Annotated in this window: 14 protein-coding genes; 10 read left to right on the top strand and 4 right to left on the bottom strand. The window is 72.6% G+C overall.

All coding sequences use genetic code 11. The features are described from left to right. Genes VF289_RS03215 through VF289_RS03205 form a run of 3 tightly spaced genes read left to right on the top strand, consistent with a single transcriptional unit; the run spans position 1 to position 2,355 of the window. The gene (locus tag VF289_RS03215) at positions 1 to 1,104 is read left to right on the top strand and encodes an XRE family transcriptional regulator (protein WP_330881021.1); all 1,104 of its coding nucleotides are present in this window, start codon (positions 1 to 3) and stop codon (positions 1,102 to 1,104) included. A gap of 49 nt (positions 1,105 to 1,153) precedes the next feature. Next, positions 1,154 to 1,429, top strand: coding sequence for a hypothetical protein (locus VF289_RS03210; RefSeq protein ID WP_330881019.1), 276 nt, complete (start codon positions 1,154 to 1,156; stop codon positions 1,427 to 1,429). Continuing rightward, entirely contained in the window at positions 1,426 to 2,355 is a 930-nt protein-coding gene (locus VF289_RS03205) for a ribokinase (RefSeq protein WP_330881017.1), read from the top strand. Before VF289_RS03210 ends, VF289_RS03205 begins: the two co-directional genes overlap by 4 nt. 60 nt (positions 2,356 to 2,415) lie before the next feature. Here the strand turns inward: VF289_RS03205 and VF289_RS03200 are convergent, their stop codons facing one another. Genes VF289_RS03200 through VF289_RS03190 form a run of 3 tightly spaced genes read right to left on the bottom strand, consistent with a single transcriptional unit; the run spans position 2,416 to position 5,162 of the window. Continuing rightward, on the bottom strand, positions 2,416 to 3,171 hold the full coding sequence (locus VF289_RS03200) for an extracellular solute-binding protein (protein ID WP_330881015.1): 756 nt from the start codon (positions 3,169 to 3,171) through the stop codon (positions 2,416 to 2,418). Between the two features lie 6 nt (positions 3,172 to 3,177). Continuing rightward, positions 3,178 to 4,689: a multicopper oxidase family protein gene (locus tag VF289_RS03195; RefSeq protein ID WP_330881013.1), complete on the bottom strand. Its 1,512-nt coding sequence runs from the start codon at positions 4,687 to 4,689 to the stop codon at positions 3,178 to 3,180. Beyond that, the gene (locus tag VF289_RS03190) at positions 4,689 to 5,162 is read right to left on the bottom strand and encodes a hypothetical protein (protein WP_330881012.1); all 474 of its coding nucleotides are present in this window, start codon (positions 5,160 to 5,162) and stop codon (positions 4,689 to 4,691) included. Before VF289_RS03190 ends, VF289_RS03195 begins: the two co-directional genes overlap by 1 nt. A 154-nt stretch (positions 5,163 to 5,316) precedes the next feature. Here VF289_RS03190 and VF289_RS03185 point away from each other — a divergent pair, with 154 nt between their 5' ends. The 7 genes from VF289_RS03185 (at position 5,317) to VF289_RS03155 (ending at position 13,614) form a co-directional block, all read left to right on the top strand. Then, positions 5,317 to 6,513: a sensor histidine kinase gene (locus VF289_RS03185; protein WP_330881010.1), complete on the top strand. Its 1,197-nt coding sequence runs from the start codon at positions 5,317 to 5,319 to the stop codon at positions 6,511 to 6,513. Further along, positions 6,510 to 7,175, top strand: a complete 666-nt coding sequence (locus VF289_RS03180; RefSeq protein ID WP_330881008.1) for a response regulator transcription factor — start codon at positions 6,510 to 6,512, stop codon at positions 7,173 to 7,175. The genes VF289_RS03185 and VF289_RS03180 overlap by 4 nt, the downstream gene beginning before the upstream one ends. 100 nt (positions 7,176 to 7,275) lie before the next feature. Continuing rightward, positions 7,276 to 8,757, top strand: coding sequence for an FGGY family carbohydrate kinase (locus VF289_RS03175; RefSeq protein WP_330881005.1), 1,482 nt, complete (start codon positions 7,276 to 7,278; stop codon positions 8,755 to 8,757). 448 nt (positions 8,758 to 9,205) lie between these two features. Further along, complete coding sequence (locus tag VF289_RS03170) at positions 9,206 to 10,828, top strand: NAD-dependent epimerase/dehydratase family protein (protein WP_330881003.1); 1,623 nt, start codon at positions 9,206 to 9,208, stop codon at positions 10,826 to 10,828. 308 nt (positions 10,829 to 11,136) lie between these two features. Beyond that, a complete protein-coding gene (locus VF289_RS03165; RefSeq protein WP_330881001.1) occupies positions 11,137 to 11,388 on the top strand; it encodes a BatC protein in 252 nt (83 codons plus the stop codon). Beyond that, positions 11,385 to 12,617, top strand: coding sequence for a cupin domain-containing protein (locus VF289_RS03160; protein ID WP_330880999.1), 1,233 nt, complete (start codon positions 11,385 to 11,387; stop codon positions 12,615 to 12,617). Before VF289_RS03165 ends, VF289_RS03160 begins: the two co-directional genes overlap by 4 nt. 13 nt (positions 12,618 to 12,630) lie before the next feature. Further along, positions 12,631 to 13,614, top strand: coding sequence for a sucrase ferredoxin (locus VF289_RS03155; RefSeq protein WP_330880997.1), 984 nt, complete (start codon positions 12,631 to 12,633; stop codon positions 13,612 to 13,614). Positions 13,615 to 13,806: 192 nt separating this feature from the next. Here the strand turns inward: VF289_RS03155 and VF289_RS03150 are convergent, their stop codons facing one another. Beyond that, the gene (locus VF289_RS03150) at positions 13,807 to 14,412 is read right to left on the bottom strand and encodes a flavin reductase family protein (protein WP_330880995.1); all 606 of its coding nucleotides are present in this window, start codon (positions 14,410 to 14,412) and stop codon (positions 13,807 to 13,809) included. Positions 14,413 to 14,429 lie beyond the last annotated feature (17 nt).

The following is a 14,429-nucleotide window of genomic DNA, read 5'->3' as shown; positions in this document are numbered from 1 at the left end:
ATGACGACGATCGGCGGCCGTGTCCGCGCCGCGATGCGCGGTGCCGGAATGCAGCAGAAGGAGCTCGCGGAGCGTGTGGGGATGACTCCCGATGCGCTCTCCCGCGCGCTCAGCGATCAGCGCGGATTCGCCGCCGTCGAGCTCGCCTCCATCGCGATCGCGATCGGTGCCGATGTGCACGAGCTGATCACGGGTGACCCTGATCCGCATCGGCTGATCCTCTCGGCCCGGCACGCCGTCGAGCACGACACCGGTGCCCGTCGCGTCGATGGCCTCGAAGAGGACGCCGCGCTCCTGACGGACGTCCGTCGTGCCTATGCACAGGCCGGGACGGTACCGGAGTCCGAGCCGCTGCCCGCAGACGTCGAACACGTTCAACGGCTCCTGCCCGAAGGCTTCGTGCGAGGGTTCATCGACCACCTCGCGCTGCTAGGGGTCGATGTCGTGTGCATCGAGAACCTGAGCACCGCCTGCTCGGCGATCATCGAAGCACGGCCCGTCATCCTGGTGCCTGCGACCGGGAACTGGTTCTCCCAGAACTGGTCCCTCGCGCAGGAGCTCGGGCACCTGGTGCTCGGCCATGAAGGAGTCGTCCCCGGTGCGCACGGCTCCGAGGCGCGGGAGCGTGAGGCGCACCGTTTCGCTGCCGATCTGCTCCTGCCCGCCGAGCAGCTGCGGGAGACGGACTGGCTCCGGGCAGAGGCGCCGGCCGTCGCCGAACTCGTGTGGGTATCGGGGGTCTCGACCGAGGCGCTGCGTCGGCGACTGGGCGCGCTCGGGCTCGAGCCATCCTCGGCGACCGCGGAGGCGCTGACCTGGACCACGCAGAAGCTCCTGCGCCGAACGTGGGCGGGGGCGACGGTCGGCGATCCGATCTCTGAACGCATGGACGACGCGGGGCGGCGCCGTTTCCCCGGATGGCTGCGGGAGGCGCACCTCGAACGCATCGCCGAGGGCGCGGTCGGCAAGGGCACGCTGGCCTGGATGCTCGGGGTCCCGGCGGAGTCTCTTGAGGTCGATGAGCCGGAGCGAGGCGCTGAGCTGTCCGACGACGACACCGCCCACACCACCCCGACCACCACCCCGACCGCCGAGGCGTCCTGACGGGCCTAGCCCGCAGTGCCCGACGACCTCTCCGAAAGGAGCCGCGGCCATGACCGCGACCGCCACCTCACCGCACCCCGCCTCACCCGGGACCACCACCCGCACGGGCACCACCACGCTCAGCCGGCTCGGCCACCGGGCGATGAACAACGGCGCCCTCGTGGGCCTGATCCTGCTGTGCCTGGGACTGTGCATCGCGACCCCGAGCGTCCTCGCGGTCCCGAACCTCATCGACATCGGCATCCGGGCCTCCGTCGTCGCGATCCTCGCCGCCGGCATGACCTTCGTGATCGTCGCCGAGGACAACGCAGGCGAGTTCGAGTGAGCCCGGCCGGTGTGATCGCGGTGGTCGGCTCGATCAACGTCGACCTGATCGCCCAGGTGGCGAGGCACCCGAAGCCGGGGGAGACCCTCCACGGCCGCGGCGGCCGGATGCTGCCCGGCGGCAAGGGCGCCAACCAGGCCGTCGCCGCCGCTCGCAGGGGCGGCACCGTCGAGATGATCGGCGCCGTCGGCACCGACGCCCAGGCCGAGGTGGGGCTGTCCGGCCTGCGCGCGGCCGGCGTGGGCCTGACCGGGGTGCGCGAGGTCGAGGGACCGACGGGCCTGGCGGTCGTGACTGTTGCCGAGGACGGCGAGAACACCATCGTGGTGATCGCCGGCGCCAACGGCAGCGTCGATGCCGCGCAGGTGAGAGCGTCCCGCGAGCTGCTCGAGCGCGCCGCGATCGTGGTGTGCCAGGGCGAGATCCCGCGCGCCGGGATCGAAGCGCTGCCGGAGCTGGTGCGGGGACGTCTCCTCCACAACCCGGCGCCGGTCATGGAGCTGGACCCGGCGGTGCTGCGGGCCTCGGACCCGCTGGTGGTCAACGAGCACGAGGCCGCCCTGGTCCTCGCCCAGCTGGCCCCCGGCACGGACGCGCCGGAGCAGCCGGCGCAGATGGTCGACGCCCTGCGCGACGCCGGCATCACCTCGGTGGTCCTCACCATGGGGGCGCGGGGTTCGCTGGTGGCCGACGCCGACGGGCAGCGCCGCATCCCCGCCGCACCCGTCACCGCCGTGGACACCACCGGCGCCGGGGATGCGTTCATCGGCGCGCTCGCCGTGGGCCTCGCCGGCGGGGACAGCCTCCCGGACGCCGCCCGTCTCGCCTCCCGCGTCGGGGCCTTCGCCGCGACCGGGCAGGGAGCCCAGCCCAGCTACCCGGGCCCGGAGGATGCGCTGCCACCGCTCGCGAGGGGAGAGGCATGAGGCGCTGGACCCGGACCATGGCAGCACCCCGCTCGCCTCGCGGCGGCGGGGTGACCTGCCTCAGTCCGTGACCATCCCCTCGACCTCGGCGATCGTCGCCTCCGCGGCCTCCTGCGGAGTGGTCGTCCCGAAGCGGACGTCCGTCAGCAGACGGGTGAACGTGTTCTGCGAGTCCGCGGTGCCCATGGGCTGGACGGCAGGAGCGCCGGCGAGCTCGGGAGTGATCGCGGTGAGGAAGTCCACGACGTCATGATCCGTGTCCGTCAACTCCTCGCCCATCGCCTCGATCGCCTCGGCGCTGGAGGGCACGCCGCGGTTCAGCAGCTGGATCGCCTGCGCCGACGGGTCGTTGACCAGGAAGTTCACCAGCCTCGCGGCCTGCGCGGCGTTCTGGGACGACGCAGCGATGGACCAGTACATCGTCGCCTTCTTGAACAGGCCGTTCTGCGCCGCGGCTCCGGCGAGCGAGGGCGGGCGCAGCATCACGACGTCCTGAGAACCCACCGCATCGCGGAGCGACTGCAGCTGATTGGTCCACGTCCAGCTCATCGCCGACCGGCCCGTCGAGACCGCCTGCTGCTCGAGAGTCGCCGAGCTGTCTTCGACGGCGGCATCCGCCGGGAGGGTCGCGCCGGAGTCCTGCAGATCCAGGTAGAGCTGGAACCATTCGGTCGTCGTCGGTCTGAGGAACTGCCTGGTGTGGACCGGAGCATAGGACTGGCGGGATAGCGCTGTCCAGAGCGGAGGGGCTTTCCGTCGTTCCTTTCCCGAGCTGCACAAGTTGCAGGTCGCAGCGCTCTGCTGCCCCGGCGTCACGGTCCCTCAGTGCCCGTGCCCCGCCATCGCCTCGACTCCCACCAGGTGCTCCTGCCCCGGCTCGATGACCACGAACTGGCCCATCATCCCCTCGTCCTCGTGCAGCAGCATGTGGCAGTGGTACATGTACGGCACGGCCGGATCGGCGTAGTCCTCGAAGCGCACCAGCAGTCGGTACTCGACGTGGGGCAGCAGGTAGATGGTGTCCTTCGGCCCCGCCAGCTCCGGAGGAGGGGCGGCGCCGTCGACCGTGAGGATCCGGAACTGCACGTCGTGGATGTGGAAGCTGTGCGGGATCGGCTGGGTGCTGATCACCTCCCAGATCTCCGTGCTCCCGAGGTGGACCACCTCGTCGATGCGGGACATGTCCATCTCCAGCCCGTTGATCTCCCGATCGTTCAGCGTGAAGGACCGCGTGTGCGTCGAGTCCTCCTCGTGGAGCGCGTCGGCCTGCGCCTCCGGTGCGGGGGACCATTCGGGCTCCGGGCAGGGCGCGAGAGTCTCGGCGGCGCGCAGCTCGAGCACGTCGAACTCGTCGTTCGCGCCGGTGGTGGCGGCCGCGGCGATCGCTCCCAGATCCGATCTCACCGACCGCAGGCGCACCGTCTCCCCGGGGGAGAAGGAGACCACCACTTCGGCGCGCTCCCCGGGTGCGAGGCGCAGCGTCTCGAGCTCGAGCGGCTCCTCGAGGAATCCGCCGTCGCTCGCGATCATCGTCATCGGCCGATCGGGCAGGGCGAAGGTGAAGGTGCGGGCCGTCGCGCCGTTCAGCAGCCGCAGCCGCACCCGCTCCGTGCTCACCTCGTGCACCGCGCCCACGGTCCCGTTGACCATGACGGTCGAGCCCAGCTGCCCGGGCTCGGCGCCGTCGTGGTGCAGCTCCAGCTGCGAGTCCCGGTCGAAGGACTTGTCCTGCACGATCAGCGGCAGATCATCCACCCCGTACTCGCTGGGCAGCGCCGCGGCGAGGCTCGCCTCGTCCTCGAGCAGGAACAGCCCGGCCAGCCCCCGGTACACGTGCTCCTCGGTCGCACCGTGCGGATGCGGGTGGTACCAGAGCGTCGCCGCCGGCTGGTCGATCCGCCAGTGCGGATGCCACGTCCCACCCGGCGCGATCATCTGGTGGGGGCCGCCGTCCATCGCTGCCGGCAGATGCATGCCGTGCCAGTGCACGCTGGTCTCCGCCGCGAGCTGGTTGTCGATCTCGAGCTCGACCTGTTCGCCGCGCGCGGCCCGCAGCGTCGGCCCCAGGAAGGCGCCGTTGAAGCCCCAGGTGGTGCTCTCCTCGGAGAACCCGGTGAACTGCGTGGTCCCCTCCTGCACGGTGAGGCGGAAGGTGCGCACTCCGCCGTCGAGGGTCGATTCCGCCAGCGGCGGGATCGCGAGGGTGGAGGTGAACTCCTGATCGTCGACGGAGGTGGTGGACAGGCCCTGACAGCCTGCGAGCAGCGTGGCCGGTAGCAGGCTCGCCGGCAGCAGGGATGCGGCCGTGAGGGCGGTGCGCCGGGAGCAGCGCATCAGGACTCCTCCCGATCGCGCTCGACGACGGACCGGGGCCCGAGCGCCTTCCGCCCGCCGAGCGCCTTCTGCATCCCGAGCGCCGCCAGGCCGAGCAGGGCCCCGATCCCGGCATCCCGCACCAGCACGGGCAGCAGGATCCACAGCCGCGCAGGATCCGGGGCGGGGCCGCTCCCGGCCACGAACACCCCCAGCAGCACGGTGAGGATCCCGTGCAGGATCGCAGTGAGCGTCAGCGTGAGCACGGGGCGGGGCACCCTGCCGAGGCCCACCACCCCGATCCAGACGGCGCCGGTGAGCGCGAGCAGGGTCAGCGCCCGTGCCGGCCCCTCGGCGAGACCCCACAGGGAGGTGAGCGGCCAGAGCAGTGCGAGAGAGGCGAGGCCGATGATCAGCAGCCAGGGCAGGGGCCGACGGCCCGGAGGGTGGGAACCAGAGGTCGTGGCAGCAGTGGAGGCGGGGTTCGTCATCATGTCCCCTACGCTCCCGGAACGCCCCTCACCGGCACATCGGCCCGGGAGCGTCCGCTGCCCTCCGCTCCCGGCGACACCGCTGTCGCCCAGGAGCGACACCGCACCCCGACCGGGGACGACTGCGCCGGGGCGCACGGCTTCGTACTCTGGAGCCATGGCCGAGCCCCCGCCCCCGCCCCCGCCTGCCGGTGGCGCGCGCCTGGAGGCCCGGCTCGCGGATGCGGCACTCGCCGTCTCCGTGACCCTCGTGATCGCGCTGGTCATCTCCATCGACCCGGCGGCCGGATCGCCGTGGTTGGGACTCGCCTGCGCGGCGGTGTTCGGGACGCTGCTGCTCGCCCGGCGCCGGTTCCCGGTGAGCGTGCTGGTCGTGACGATCCTGGCCGTCTTCGTCTACTACGCCGCCGGGTTCCCGCCGATCGGGATGGTGCTGCCGGCGGTGGGGGCGCTGTACTCCGCCGCCGAGCTGCGACGCACGCCCTGGGCGATCGGCTGCGCCGCGGTGCTCATCGCGGTCTCCCTGTACTTCCGGCTGGACGAGACGGATCCGCAGGCGGCGCTGAACGGCTTCACCGTCGTCACCGAGCTCGCCCTGGCCGCGGCCGCCCTCGCGCTCGGAGTGGCGGTGCGCCAGGGACGGGAGGCCCGTGAGCGCTCGGCCCGCATCGCGGAGCTGACCGCCGCCGAGGAGGCGCTCGCCGCCGAGGCCCGGATGCAGGCCGAACGGGTGCGGATCGCCCGCGACCTGCACGACACCATCGGCCACACCCTCTCGGTCGCCTCCCTGCACGCCGCTGTCGCCGGAGAGGCGACGGAGGAGGCCTCCCAGCGCGCCGCCCTCACCGAGGTGCGGACCGCCACCTCGGACGCCCTGCGCGAGCTGCGCCGCACCGTGAAGGTGCTGCGCGACGAGCCGCCCGTCGGCCCCGAGCCCGCGCTGGGCCTCGCCTCGCTGGACCGGGTGTTCGAGGCCGCGCGCGCCGCCGGTCTGCAGGTCCAGGACGAGATCGCAGTGGAGACCGATGCACTGCCCCGCGCAGTCGACGCCGCCGCCTTCCGGATCGTCCAGGAGTCGGTGACCAACGTGCTGCGACACGCGGACGCCTCGACGGTGCGCGTCCGCGCCGCGCTCCGCGAGGATGTGCTGACGCTCCGGATCAGCGACGACGGCCGCGGCACGGACGGGCACGCGCCGCCGGTGACCCGCAGTGGAGCGGGCCTGCGCGGCATGCAGGAGCGCGCCGCACTGCAGGGCGGCACCCTCACCGCCGGGCCCCTGACCACCGGGCCCGGGCGAGAGGGGTTCCTCGTCGAGGCACGACTGCCGGCCCATCTGGAGGAGGACTCATGAGCGACCCGCTCCGGCTGGTGATCGTCGACGACCAGCAGCTGGTGCGTGCGGGCCTGCGCCCGCTCGCCGAGCGCGACGGCGACATCGTGGTGGTCGGGGAGGCGGCCGACGGGCGCTCCGGCCTCGCCCGGGTGCAGGAGCTGCGCCCTGACCTGGTGCTCATGGACCTGCGGATGCCGGTCATGGACGGGCTGGAGGCCACTCGTGCGATCGTCGCCGACGAGCGGCTGGACGGGGTGCGGGTGCTCGTGCTCACCACCTTCGACGAGGATGAGCATGTCCACGAGGCGATCCGCGCCGGAGCCTCCGGCTACCTCCTCAAGGACATCGCCCCGGATGCCCTCCGCGCTGCGATCCGCACCGTCGCCGCCGGGGACGCCCTGCTCTCGCCCGCGATCACCGCGACCGTCATGCGGGCGGTCGCCGAGGGTGCCGCGCCCGTGGATCCTCGTCCTCTCGACGGTCTGACCGAGCGGGAGAGGGAGGTGCTGACCCTCATCGGCCGCGGCCTCACCAACGATGAGATCGCCGGCGAGCTGTTCCTCAGCCCCGCCACCTCCCGCACCTACGTGAGCCGCCTGCTGAGCAGGCTCGGGGCCCGCGACCGCGCGGCGCTGGTGATCCTCGCCTACGAGACCGGGCTGGTGCGACCGGGCCGGTGAGCGTGAGCCCTCTGAGCTCCGCGACTCCGAGTCCTGCGACTCCACGTCCCGCGACCCTGACTTCCGCGCCGGGACGGACGCTGCGCATACCCTGGCCCTCATGCCCGGCCTCCTCTCCCTCGACCTCGGCACCACCTCCGCGAAGGCGGCGCTGATCAGCCTCGACGGGCGCACGATCGCCACCGGGAGTGCCGAGTACCCCACCTCCCGCACCCCGGACGGCGGCGCCGAGCAGGACCCCGCCGACTGGCTCCGCGCCGCCCGCACCGCGATCACCGGCACCCTTCCGCCCGGCGCCCTTCCGCCCGACACCGAGATCGCGGCCCTGTGCCTCACCGGCCAGATGCAGGATCTCGTCCTCGAGGGCGAGCACGGCGCGGTCCGTCCCGCCGTCCTCTACACCGACCAGCGTGCCGGCGCCGAGGCGCACGAGATCCGCACCGCTCTCGCACAGGCGGGCGAGGACTGGGACGCGCTCGCCGGCAACCAGCAGGACGCCGCCAGCTGCGCGGCGATGCTCCGTCGCCTCGTCCCTCTCGAGCCCGACGCGGTGCGCACGGCCCGCGGGATCGTCTTCGGTCCCGCCGGACACCTCGCCCACGCGCTCGGTGCGGGCCTGCACTGCGACCTCACCACCGCGTCCACCACCGGGCTGCTCGATGCCCGCACCCGCACCTGGTCACCAGCCGTCGCACGCGCCGCCGGGATCGACCAGGCGCAGCTGCCGCGCCTCACCGCGAACCACGGCGAGATCGTCGGCCGTACCGGCGCGAGTGCTCATGACCTGCTCGGACTGCCCTCAGGCATCCCGATCGTGCTCGCCCCTGGCGATGCCGGAGCCGCGGCTCTCGGCATCACCGGCCCTGCTCCCGGCCAGGACCACGCCTCCCTCGGCACCAGCGGCTGGATCGCCAGCATCCGCCCCGTCTCGTCGCCCACCGCGGTCGATGACGCCGCGCACCGACTCGCCCTCGCCGACGCCACAGAACTGCACATCGCCGCACTCCTCGCCGCCGGGGCCGCGGCGGCCTGGGCACGGAGCGCCTACCTCGGCGGCATGGACGCCGCCGGCGCCGACCGCCTCCTCGCACAGCGCAACTGCGAGCACGGGCGGGGCCCGACGGGACTGCTCGCCCTACCCTCGCTCGGCGGGGAACGCTTCCCCGTCCGCGACGAGCACCTGCGCGGCGCGGTGCTCGGCCTCGACGCCTCCACCACCGCCGCGGATCTCTACACCGGGACCCTGGAAGGCGTCGCCCTCGCCCTGTCCCATGCTCTCGACCCGCACGATGCAGGGCGCGTGCTGCCCGTCGTCGGCGGGGGAGCGGCCTCGCTGCCCTGGCGACAGCTCCTCGCCGACGTCACCGGCCGCCCGGTGCTGCGGGCCGACGACACCGACGCGACCCTGCTCGGCGCCGCTCTCGCCGGGGCCGAGGCGCTGGGGCTGGAGCACGGCCTCATCCCGCTTGCCGGCCAGGGTGGGGAGGTCACCGCACCGGACCCATCCGCCGCCGCGGCCTATGCCGAGCTGCGGCCCATGCATCGGAGGCTGTACGAGACGGTCGCTGCGCTGGCTCGGTAGGACGACGTTCCCGCGCGGTGCCCGCCGACCGGCCGCACCCTGCACCGCTCGCCTCACCCCGTCCCGTTCGCCGGACCGTCCGTCCCTGACGTCGGCGCGCCTCGACCGGGTCGACGAAGTCCAGGCCCGCGACGTCCTCGTACTCGCGCAGCTCGGGCTTCATCGAGGTCACGCCCACGATCCCCACCTTCACGCCCGCGAAGTTCGCGGTGGTGTGCGGCGTCGCGAACGACAGGAGCTTCCCGGTCTCCTCGACCACCACGTCGCCCAGCAGGATCGGGAAGTTCCCGGAGGTCCGGGCACCGGCCGGCGGCTCTGCAGGGAGACCGAGCGGTCGGAGTTCGGGCCGGGCACTTCTCGTCGGTCATGGCTCTGCGTAGGTTGGGGCACGACGCAGGACCCGCCAGCTCATCGCGCCGCACGCGCACCACCCATGAGGGAGTGATCCATGAGAGTCGTCGTCGTCGGGGCCACCGGGAACGTCGGGACTGCCGTGCTCTCGGCTCTCCAGCATCGGCCGGAGGTGTCGTCGGTCGTCGGGATCGCGCGACGACGTCCCGCGGAGTCCGCAGAGCCCTATGCGCACGCGGAGTGGGTCTCGATCGACATCGCGGCGGCCATCGACCCGGACGATGCGGTCGCCCAGCTCACCGAGGCCTTCCACGGCGCCGACGCCGTGATCCACCTGGCCTGGCTGATCCAGCCGAACACCCACCGGGACCTCCTGCGTCGGGCCAACGTCGAGGGCACGCGACATGTCTCCCAGGCTGCCGCGGCCGCTGGGGTCCGCACCCTGGTGGTGGCGTCGTCGGTCGGCGCCTATGCGCCCTCTCCGGGTCGGGAGGTGCGCGATGAGACCTGGCCGACGGGCGGGGTCCGCACGTCCCACTACAGCGTCGACAAGGTGGCTCAGGAAGGAGTGCTCGACGCGTTCGAATCCTCCCATCCGGAGGTCACCGTCACCCGGCTGCGGCCGGCGCTGATCTTCCAGGGCGATGCGGGCTCGGAGATCCACCGGTACTTCCTGGGTCGAGTGCTGCCGGTGCAGCTGCTGGGCACGGCACGGCCGCCGGTGCTCCCCGTCCCGCGGGGGCTTCGACTCCAGGCCGTCCATGCACAGGATGTGGCTGCCGCCTACGCGGCGGCGGCGGTCCTGGGACGGCCTGGAGCCTTCAACATCTGCGCCGACGACGTTCTCGGCGTCCAGGAGCTGGCGGACATCGTCGACCATGGGCGCTTCCTCGAACTCCCGGTGCCGATGGTGCGGGCGGCCGTCGCGGCCGGTCATCGTGCCGGACTGGTCGCAGCGGATGCCGGCTGGCTCGACATGGGCATGAACGCGCCCGTGATGGACAGCTCCCGCGCGACGGCGGAGCTCGACTGGCGACCACGCCACAGCGCCGCGGACTCGGTCCGCGAGCTCCTGGACGGGATGATCGCCGGCGAGGGCGCGAGATCGGTGCCCCTGCGTCCCCGCGACAGCCATCATGCTCATCTCCCCATCGAACGACCGGCGGACCGCGCCGGGACGTCCTCCGGCGAGGGGACGGAGGTCTCGGGGCGCATCGATCGGCAGCTGCTGGCCCTGTACCTCTGCGACCATCTCACCGGAGCATCCGCCGGTTCCGCCCGCATCGGCAGGATGGTGGCGGACTTCGTGGACACCCCGGTGTTCGCCGCCCTGTCGTCGATCGACGAGGAGATCCGTGCTGAGCGGAGCTTCCTGCAACAGCTCATCCACGACCTCGGCTTGCGGCAGCTGCGGCATCGGCAGGCGGCTGCCATGGTGGGGGAGCGCCTCGGTCGTCTGATGAACAACGGTCGGGTGTTCTCGCGCTCCCCGATGACGCTGGTGCTCGAGGTCGAACTCCTGCGCAGCGCAGTGCTCGGCAAGCGCGGAGTCTGGCAGACGCTCGCGGACAACGCGGAGCTCCTGGGGCTCGATCCCGAGATGTTCCGCGAGCTCGCCGAGGCGGCTCGGCGGCAGTACGACGCGCTCGACGAGATCCATGCCTACGCCCGCCGCCGCGCGTTCCGCGAGGATCGCGAGACGTTCACTCCCACGCCCTGACGCTGGAGGACGCGGTGGTGCTGCAGATCCTCGATCGCGGTGGCGAGCCCTCTCTCGAGGATTCTGTCTCACCGCGGAGGCCTTCGATGTGGGCACCACCCCTCGCGAGGAGGTCGCGGCGGCCTACGCCGACCTGGGAGAGGACGTGCCTGTTGCGATGCGCTCCAGACCGACTCCGGACCCGAATCTGTCGCCGCAACCGTGACCGATCGGTCGCTTCCCGCAGAAGCTCTCGTGCCCCGCGCCGCCACCCGGTACCGTCGTGACCGGCGACACAACGCCGAGAACCGAGGTTCGAGGAGGACAGCATGAGCATCAAGGACGAGGACATCAGCACCACCGGTCCGTCGGGCGGAGAAGGTCCGGCCGACGGCGGCGCGAACCCCCAGGGCCATGACGGTGGTGCGGACGGCACCGCAGGTGGCGAAGGCCCAGCCGACGGCGGGGCGAACCCCGACGGTCACGATGGCGGCGCGGACGGCACCGCGGGTGGCGAGGGTCCGGCCGACGGCGGGGCGAACCCGCACGGCCATGACGGTGGTGCGGACGGCACCGCATGAGCGACAGTGCGTCGCAGCCGGAGCGCGGGGCGGAGGATCGCCCCGCGCTCCGGCGTCTGACCGGCATGTCCGGGGAGCAGTTCGCCCGGGAGCACTGGGGCGAACGACCGCTGCTGACCCACAGCCCGAGCGGCTTCGAGGACCTCTTCAGCGCCGAGGCGGCCGACGAGCTGATCGCCCAGCGTGCCCTGCGCACCCCCTTCGTGCGCATGGCCTCCGAGGGCGCCGTGCTCAGCCCCTCCCGGTTCACCTCCTCCGGCGGGACCGGCGCCGAGGTGGGCGACCAGCTGGACTCCGCGAAGGTGCTGCAGGAGTTCGCCGCCGGCGCGACCCTGGTGCTGCAGGGCCTGCATCGCACCTGGGGCCCGATCGGGGACTTCACCCGCGACCTGGTCCGCGACCTGGGCCATCCCGCGCAGGTCAACGCCTACATCACCCCCGCCTCCTCGCGCGGCTTCGACCCTCACTACGACACCCACGATGTGTTCGTCCTCCAGATCGCCGGCACCAAGCGCTGGAGCATCCACGAACCGGTCCACCGCCATCCGCTCGCGGACCAGCCCTGGACCGACCACCGCGACGCCGTCGCCGAGGCCGCTCGCAGGCCGCCGCACATCGACCAGGTCTTCGAGCCGGGGGATGTGCTCTACCTGCCGCGCGGCTGGCTGCACTCGGCCGTCGCCGAGGGCGGCACCTCCATCCATCTCACGATCGGTCTACGTGCCACCACCCGCCAGGACCTGTTGCACACGCTCCTCGCGAGCGCCGGCGAGGATCCCGAGCTGCGCCGCTCCCTCGCACTGGGCGTGGACTACAGCGACCCCGCCTCTTTCGCCGAGGACGTCCGCGCCACGATCGCCGCCGCGCACGCCCTGCTGGACCGGGCACCGATCGACGACCTCGCCCGCTCGCTGCAACGCGCCCACGCGGAGGCGACCCGGCCCGAACCGGTGCGACCGCTGGCCACGATCGACGCGATGGCGGAGCTGACCGCGGACGTGCTCCTGAGCTGGCGAGATGCGCTCGCCGAACGAATTGAGGAGGACGAGCGCGCGATCCGGATCGTGACGCGCACCAGCACGGTCACCCTGCCCGCAGAGGCGGCGCCGGCAATCCGCGCTCTGCGTGCAGCCCCTCAGGGCGCCGGCGACCTGCCAGGCCTGGACGCAGAGTCCTCCCTGGTGGTCTCCCGGCGTCTGCTGCGCGAGGGCATCGTGGTGCCCCAGTGAGGAACTCTCCCCGATGACGCATTCTGCTCTCGGCGCCGCCGCTGGCGGCGGGGCGGGCGCCGACGGGGCGCCCCCGGACTGGGCGCCCTGCAGCGACCGCTCCCGCGAGCGCGGCGATGCCCTCGGCGCCACCGGCGGGCTGGGCAGGCGCTGGCTGCTGGTCGAGATCGACGGACCCTGGGGCCCTCACGCCTTCTTGGACTCCGCCCTCGACAGGGAGCTCGGCCGCGCGATCGCGCTGCGCGCCGAGGGAGCCGGTCTGCGCCCGGTGGCGATCCGCCGCTACGGCCTTCGCGCGGACCAGCGGCGCGAGCGCACCTCCCTGCGCTGGGCGATCGCCGAGACCCGACCCGGCCGCGAACAGATCCGCTGGGGCACCGTCAGCGATCCGGCGGAGCTGCTGGAGCTGCCGCTGGACGGCTCGGCCGGCGAGCCGTCCGAGCATCCTGCCTATCTGGTGTGCACCCACGCCCGGCACGACCGCTGCTGCGCGGTGCGTGGCCGGCCCGTTGCCGCCTCGCTTGCCGCCGCCTACTCCGAGGAGACCTGGGAGTGCTCCCATCTGGGCGGAGACCGGTTCGCGGCCACCATGATCCTGCTCCCTCACGGCCTGTACTACGGCCGGGTCCCGGCGGAGAGCGCTCCGGACATCGCCTCCGCCTATCAGCGCGGGCTGCTCGTGCCCGAGCACTTCCGCGGCCGCAGCGCGATGAGTCTCGCCGCCCAGGCGGCGGAGAACCACGCCCGCGCCCGGCTCGGGGAGCACCGCCTCGACGCCATCACGCTGCGGGCGGAGGAACCCGGCACGGGCGACGAGCCCACCACGGTGCACCTGCTCCACGGCACCGACGAGATCGTGGTGACGCTGCGGGAGAGGTGGACCGAGCCGCTGCTGAGCACCTGCGGTGCCCGCGTGCCCTTCCCGGTGCGCCGCTACGAGGCGGTCTCGATGCGGGCCGATACCGCCCCCGCTGACCGTGACCACCCTTCATCCTGAGGCGCTCCGCGTCTTTTCCCGAGTGGCCGCTGCGCAGGGTCCACCACCATGGCTCTCCGGGAGCGACCACCACCCACCGGGTGAGCAGCCCTGTGGACATCGTCCCGATCACGAGGCGGCGGCCCGCCAGCGGTGACCACGGTGCGCGGGCGGACTGTCCCGCCCCCTGCGGCACCGGTCCGCGCCGCGGTCTCAGTCCGGCCGGAGCATGTCGAACTTCTGGGCCACCTCGATCCCGAAATAGGCGCTGGGCCCACCGGCGCGCAGCACCGGCTGCGCCGCGGCGGTGTCGAAGGTCCCCTCTACCAGAAGCGAGTCCTCGATATGGACGCCGACGACCTCGCCGACCACGAACCAGGAGCCGGACGCCTCACCGGAGGCTGTCCGGAGATCGATGATCTGCGTGACCCGGCATTCGAAGTTCACCGGAGAAGCGGCGACCCGAGGCGCGGCGATCTCGCTCGACTCGCCCACCTCCAGCCCCGCGACGTCGAACTCGTCGACCTCGGCGGTCGTCGCTGAGGCGTTCATCTGCTCGGCCAGCGTGCGCGTGACCAGGTTCCAGGTGAACTCGCCCGTCGCCTGGCAGTTGGCGACCGTGTCCTTCCATGCGTTGCTGGAGAACCCGACCAGGGGCGGAAGGTAGTTCAGCGCATTGAAGAAGGAGTACGGCGCGAGATTGCGGCGGCCCTCGACATCCAGCGTCCCGATCCAGCCGATCGGGCGAGGCCCGACGATCGCATTGAACGGGTCATGGGGCAGGCGGTGCCCCTCGGCGGGCCGATAGAAGTGGGTCATCGGCTCATTGTGTCTCA

Origin of the sequence: Brachybacterium sp. (genome assembly GCF_036379615.1) — a bacterium.
In the GTDB taxonomy this organism is placed as follows: domain Bacteria; phylum Actinomycetota; class Actinomycetes; order Actinomycetales; family Dermabacteraceae; genus Brachybacterium.
The sequence above is the reverse complement of the archived record's forward strand: the minus strand, read 5'-3'. Positions and strand labels throughout refer to the sequence as shown.

Excerpts from the sequence above, each read along its gene's own strand:
- VF289_RS03215 (WP_330881021.1), top strand. The coding sequence starts at position 1 with ATGACGACGATCGGCGGCCGTGTCCGCGCCGCGATGCGCGGTGCCGGA.
- VF289_RS03210 (WP_330881019.1), top strand. The coding sequence starts at position 1,154 with ATGACCGCGACCGCCACCTCACCGCACCCCGCCTCACCCGGGACCACC.
- VF289_RS03195 (WP_330881013.1), bottom strand. The coding sequence starts at position 4,689 with ATGCGCTGCTCCCGGCGCACCGCCCTCACGGCCGCATCCCTGCTGCCG.
- VF289_RS03190 (WP_330881012.1), bottom strand. The coding sequence starts at position 5,162 with ATGATGACGAACCCCGCCTCCACTGCTGCCACGACCTCTGGTTCCCAC.
- VF289_RS03185 (WP_330881010.1), top strand. The coding sequence starts at position 5,317 with ATGGCCGAGCCCCCGCCCCCGCCCCCGCCTGCCGGTGGCGCGCGCCTG.
- VF289_RS03180 (WP_330881008.1), top strand. The coding sequence starts at position 6,510 with ATGAGCGACCCGCTCCGGCTGGTGATCGTCGACGACCAGCAGCTGGTG.
- VF289_RS03175 (WP_330881005.1), top strand. The coding sequence starts at position 7,276 with ATGCCCGGCCTCCTCTCCCTCGACCTCGGCACCACCTCCGCGAAGGCG.
- VF289_RS03170 (WP_330881003.1), top strand. The coding sequence starts at position 9,206 with ATGAGAGTCGTCGTCGTCGGGGCCACCGGGAACGTCGGGACTGCCGTG.
- VF289_RS03165 (WP_330881001.1), top strand. The coding sequence starts at position 11,137 with ATGAGCATCAAGGACGAGGACATCAGCACCACCGGTCCGTCGGGCGGA.
- VF289_RS03160 (WP_330880999.1), top strand. The coding sequence starts at position 11,385 with ATGAGCGACAGTGCGTCGCAGCCGGAGCGCGGGGCGGAGGATCGCCCC.
- VF289_RS03155 (WP_330880997.1), top strand. The coding sequence starts at position 12,631 with ATGACGCATTCTGCTCTCGGCGCCGCCGCTGGCGGCGGGGCGGGCGCC.
- VF289_RS03150 (WP_330880995.1), bottom strand. The coding sequence starts at position 14,412 with ATGACCCACTTCTATCGGCCCGCCGAGGGGCACCGCCTGCCCCATGAC.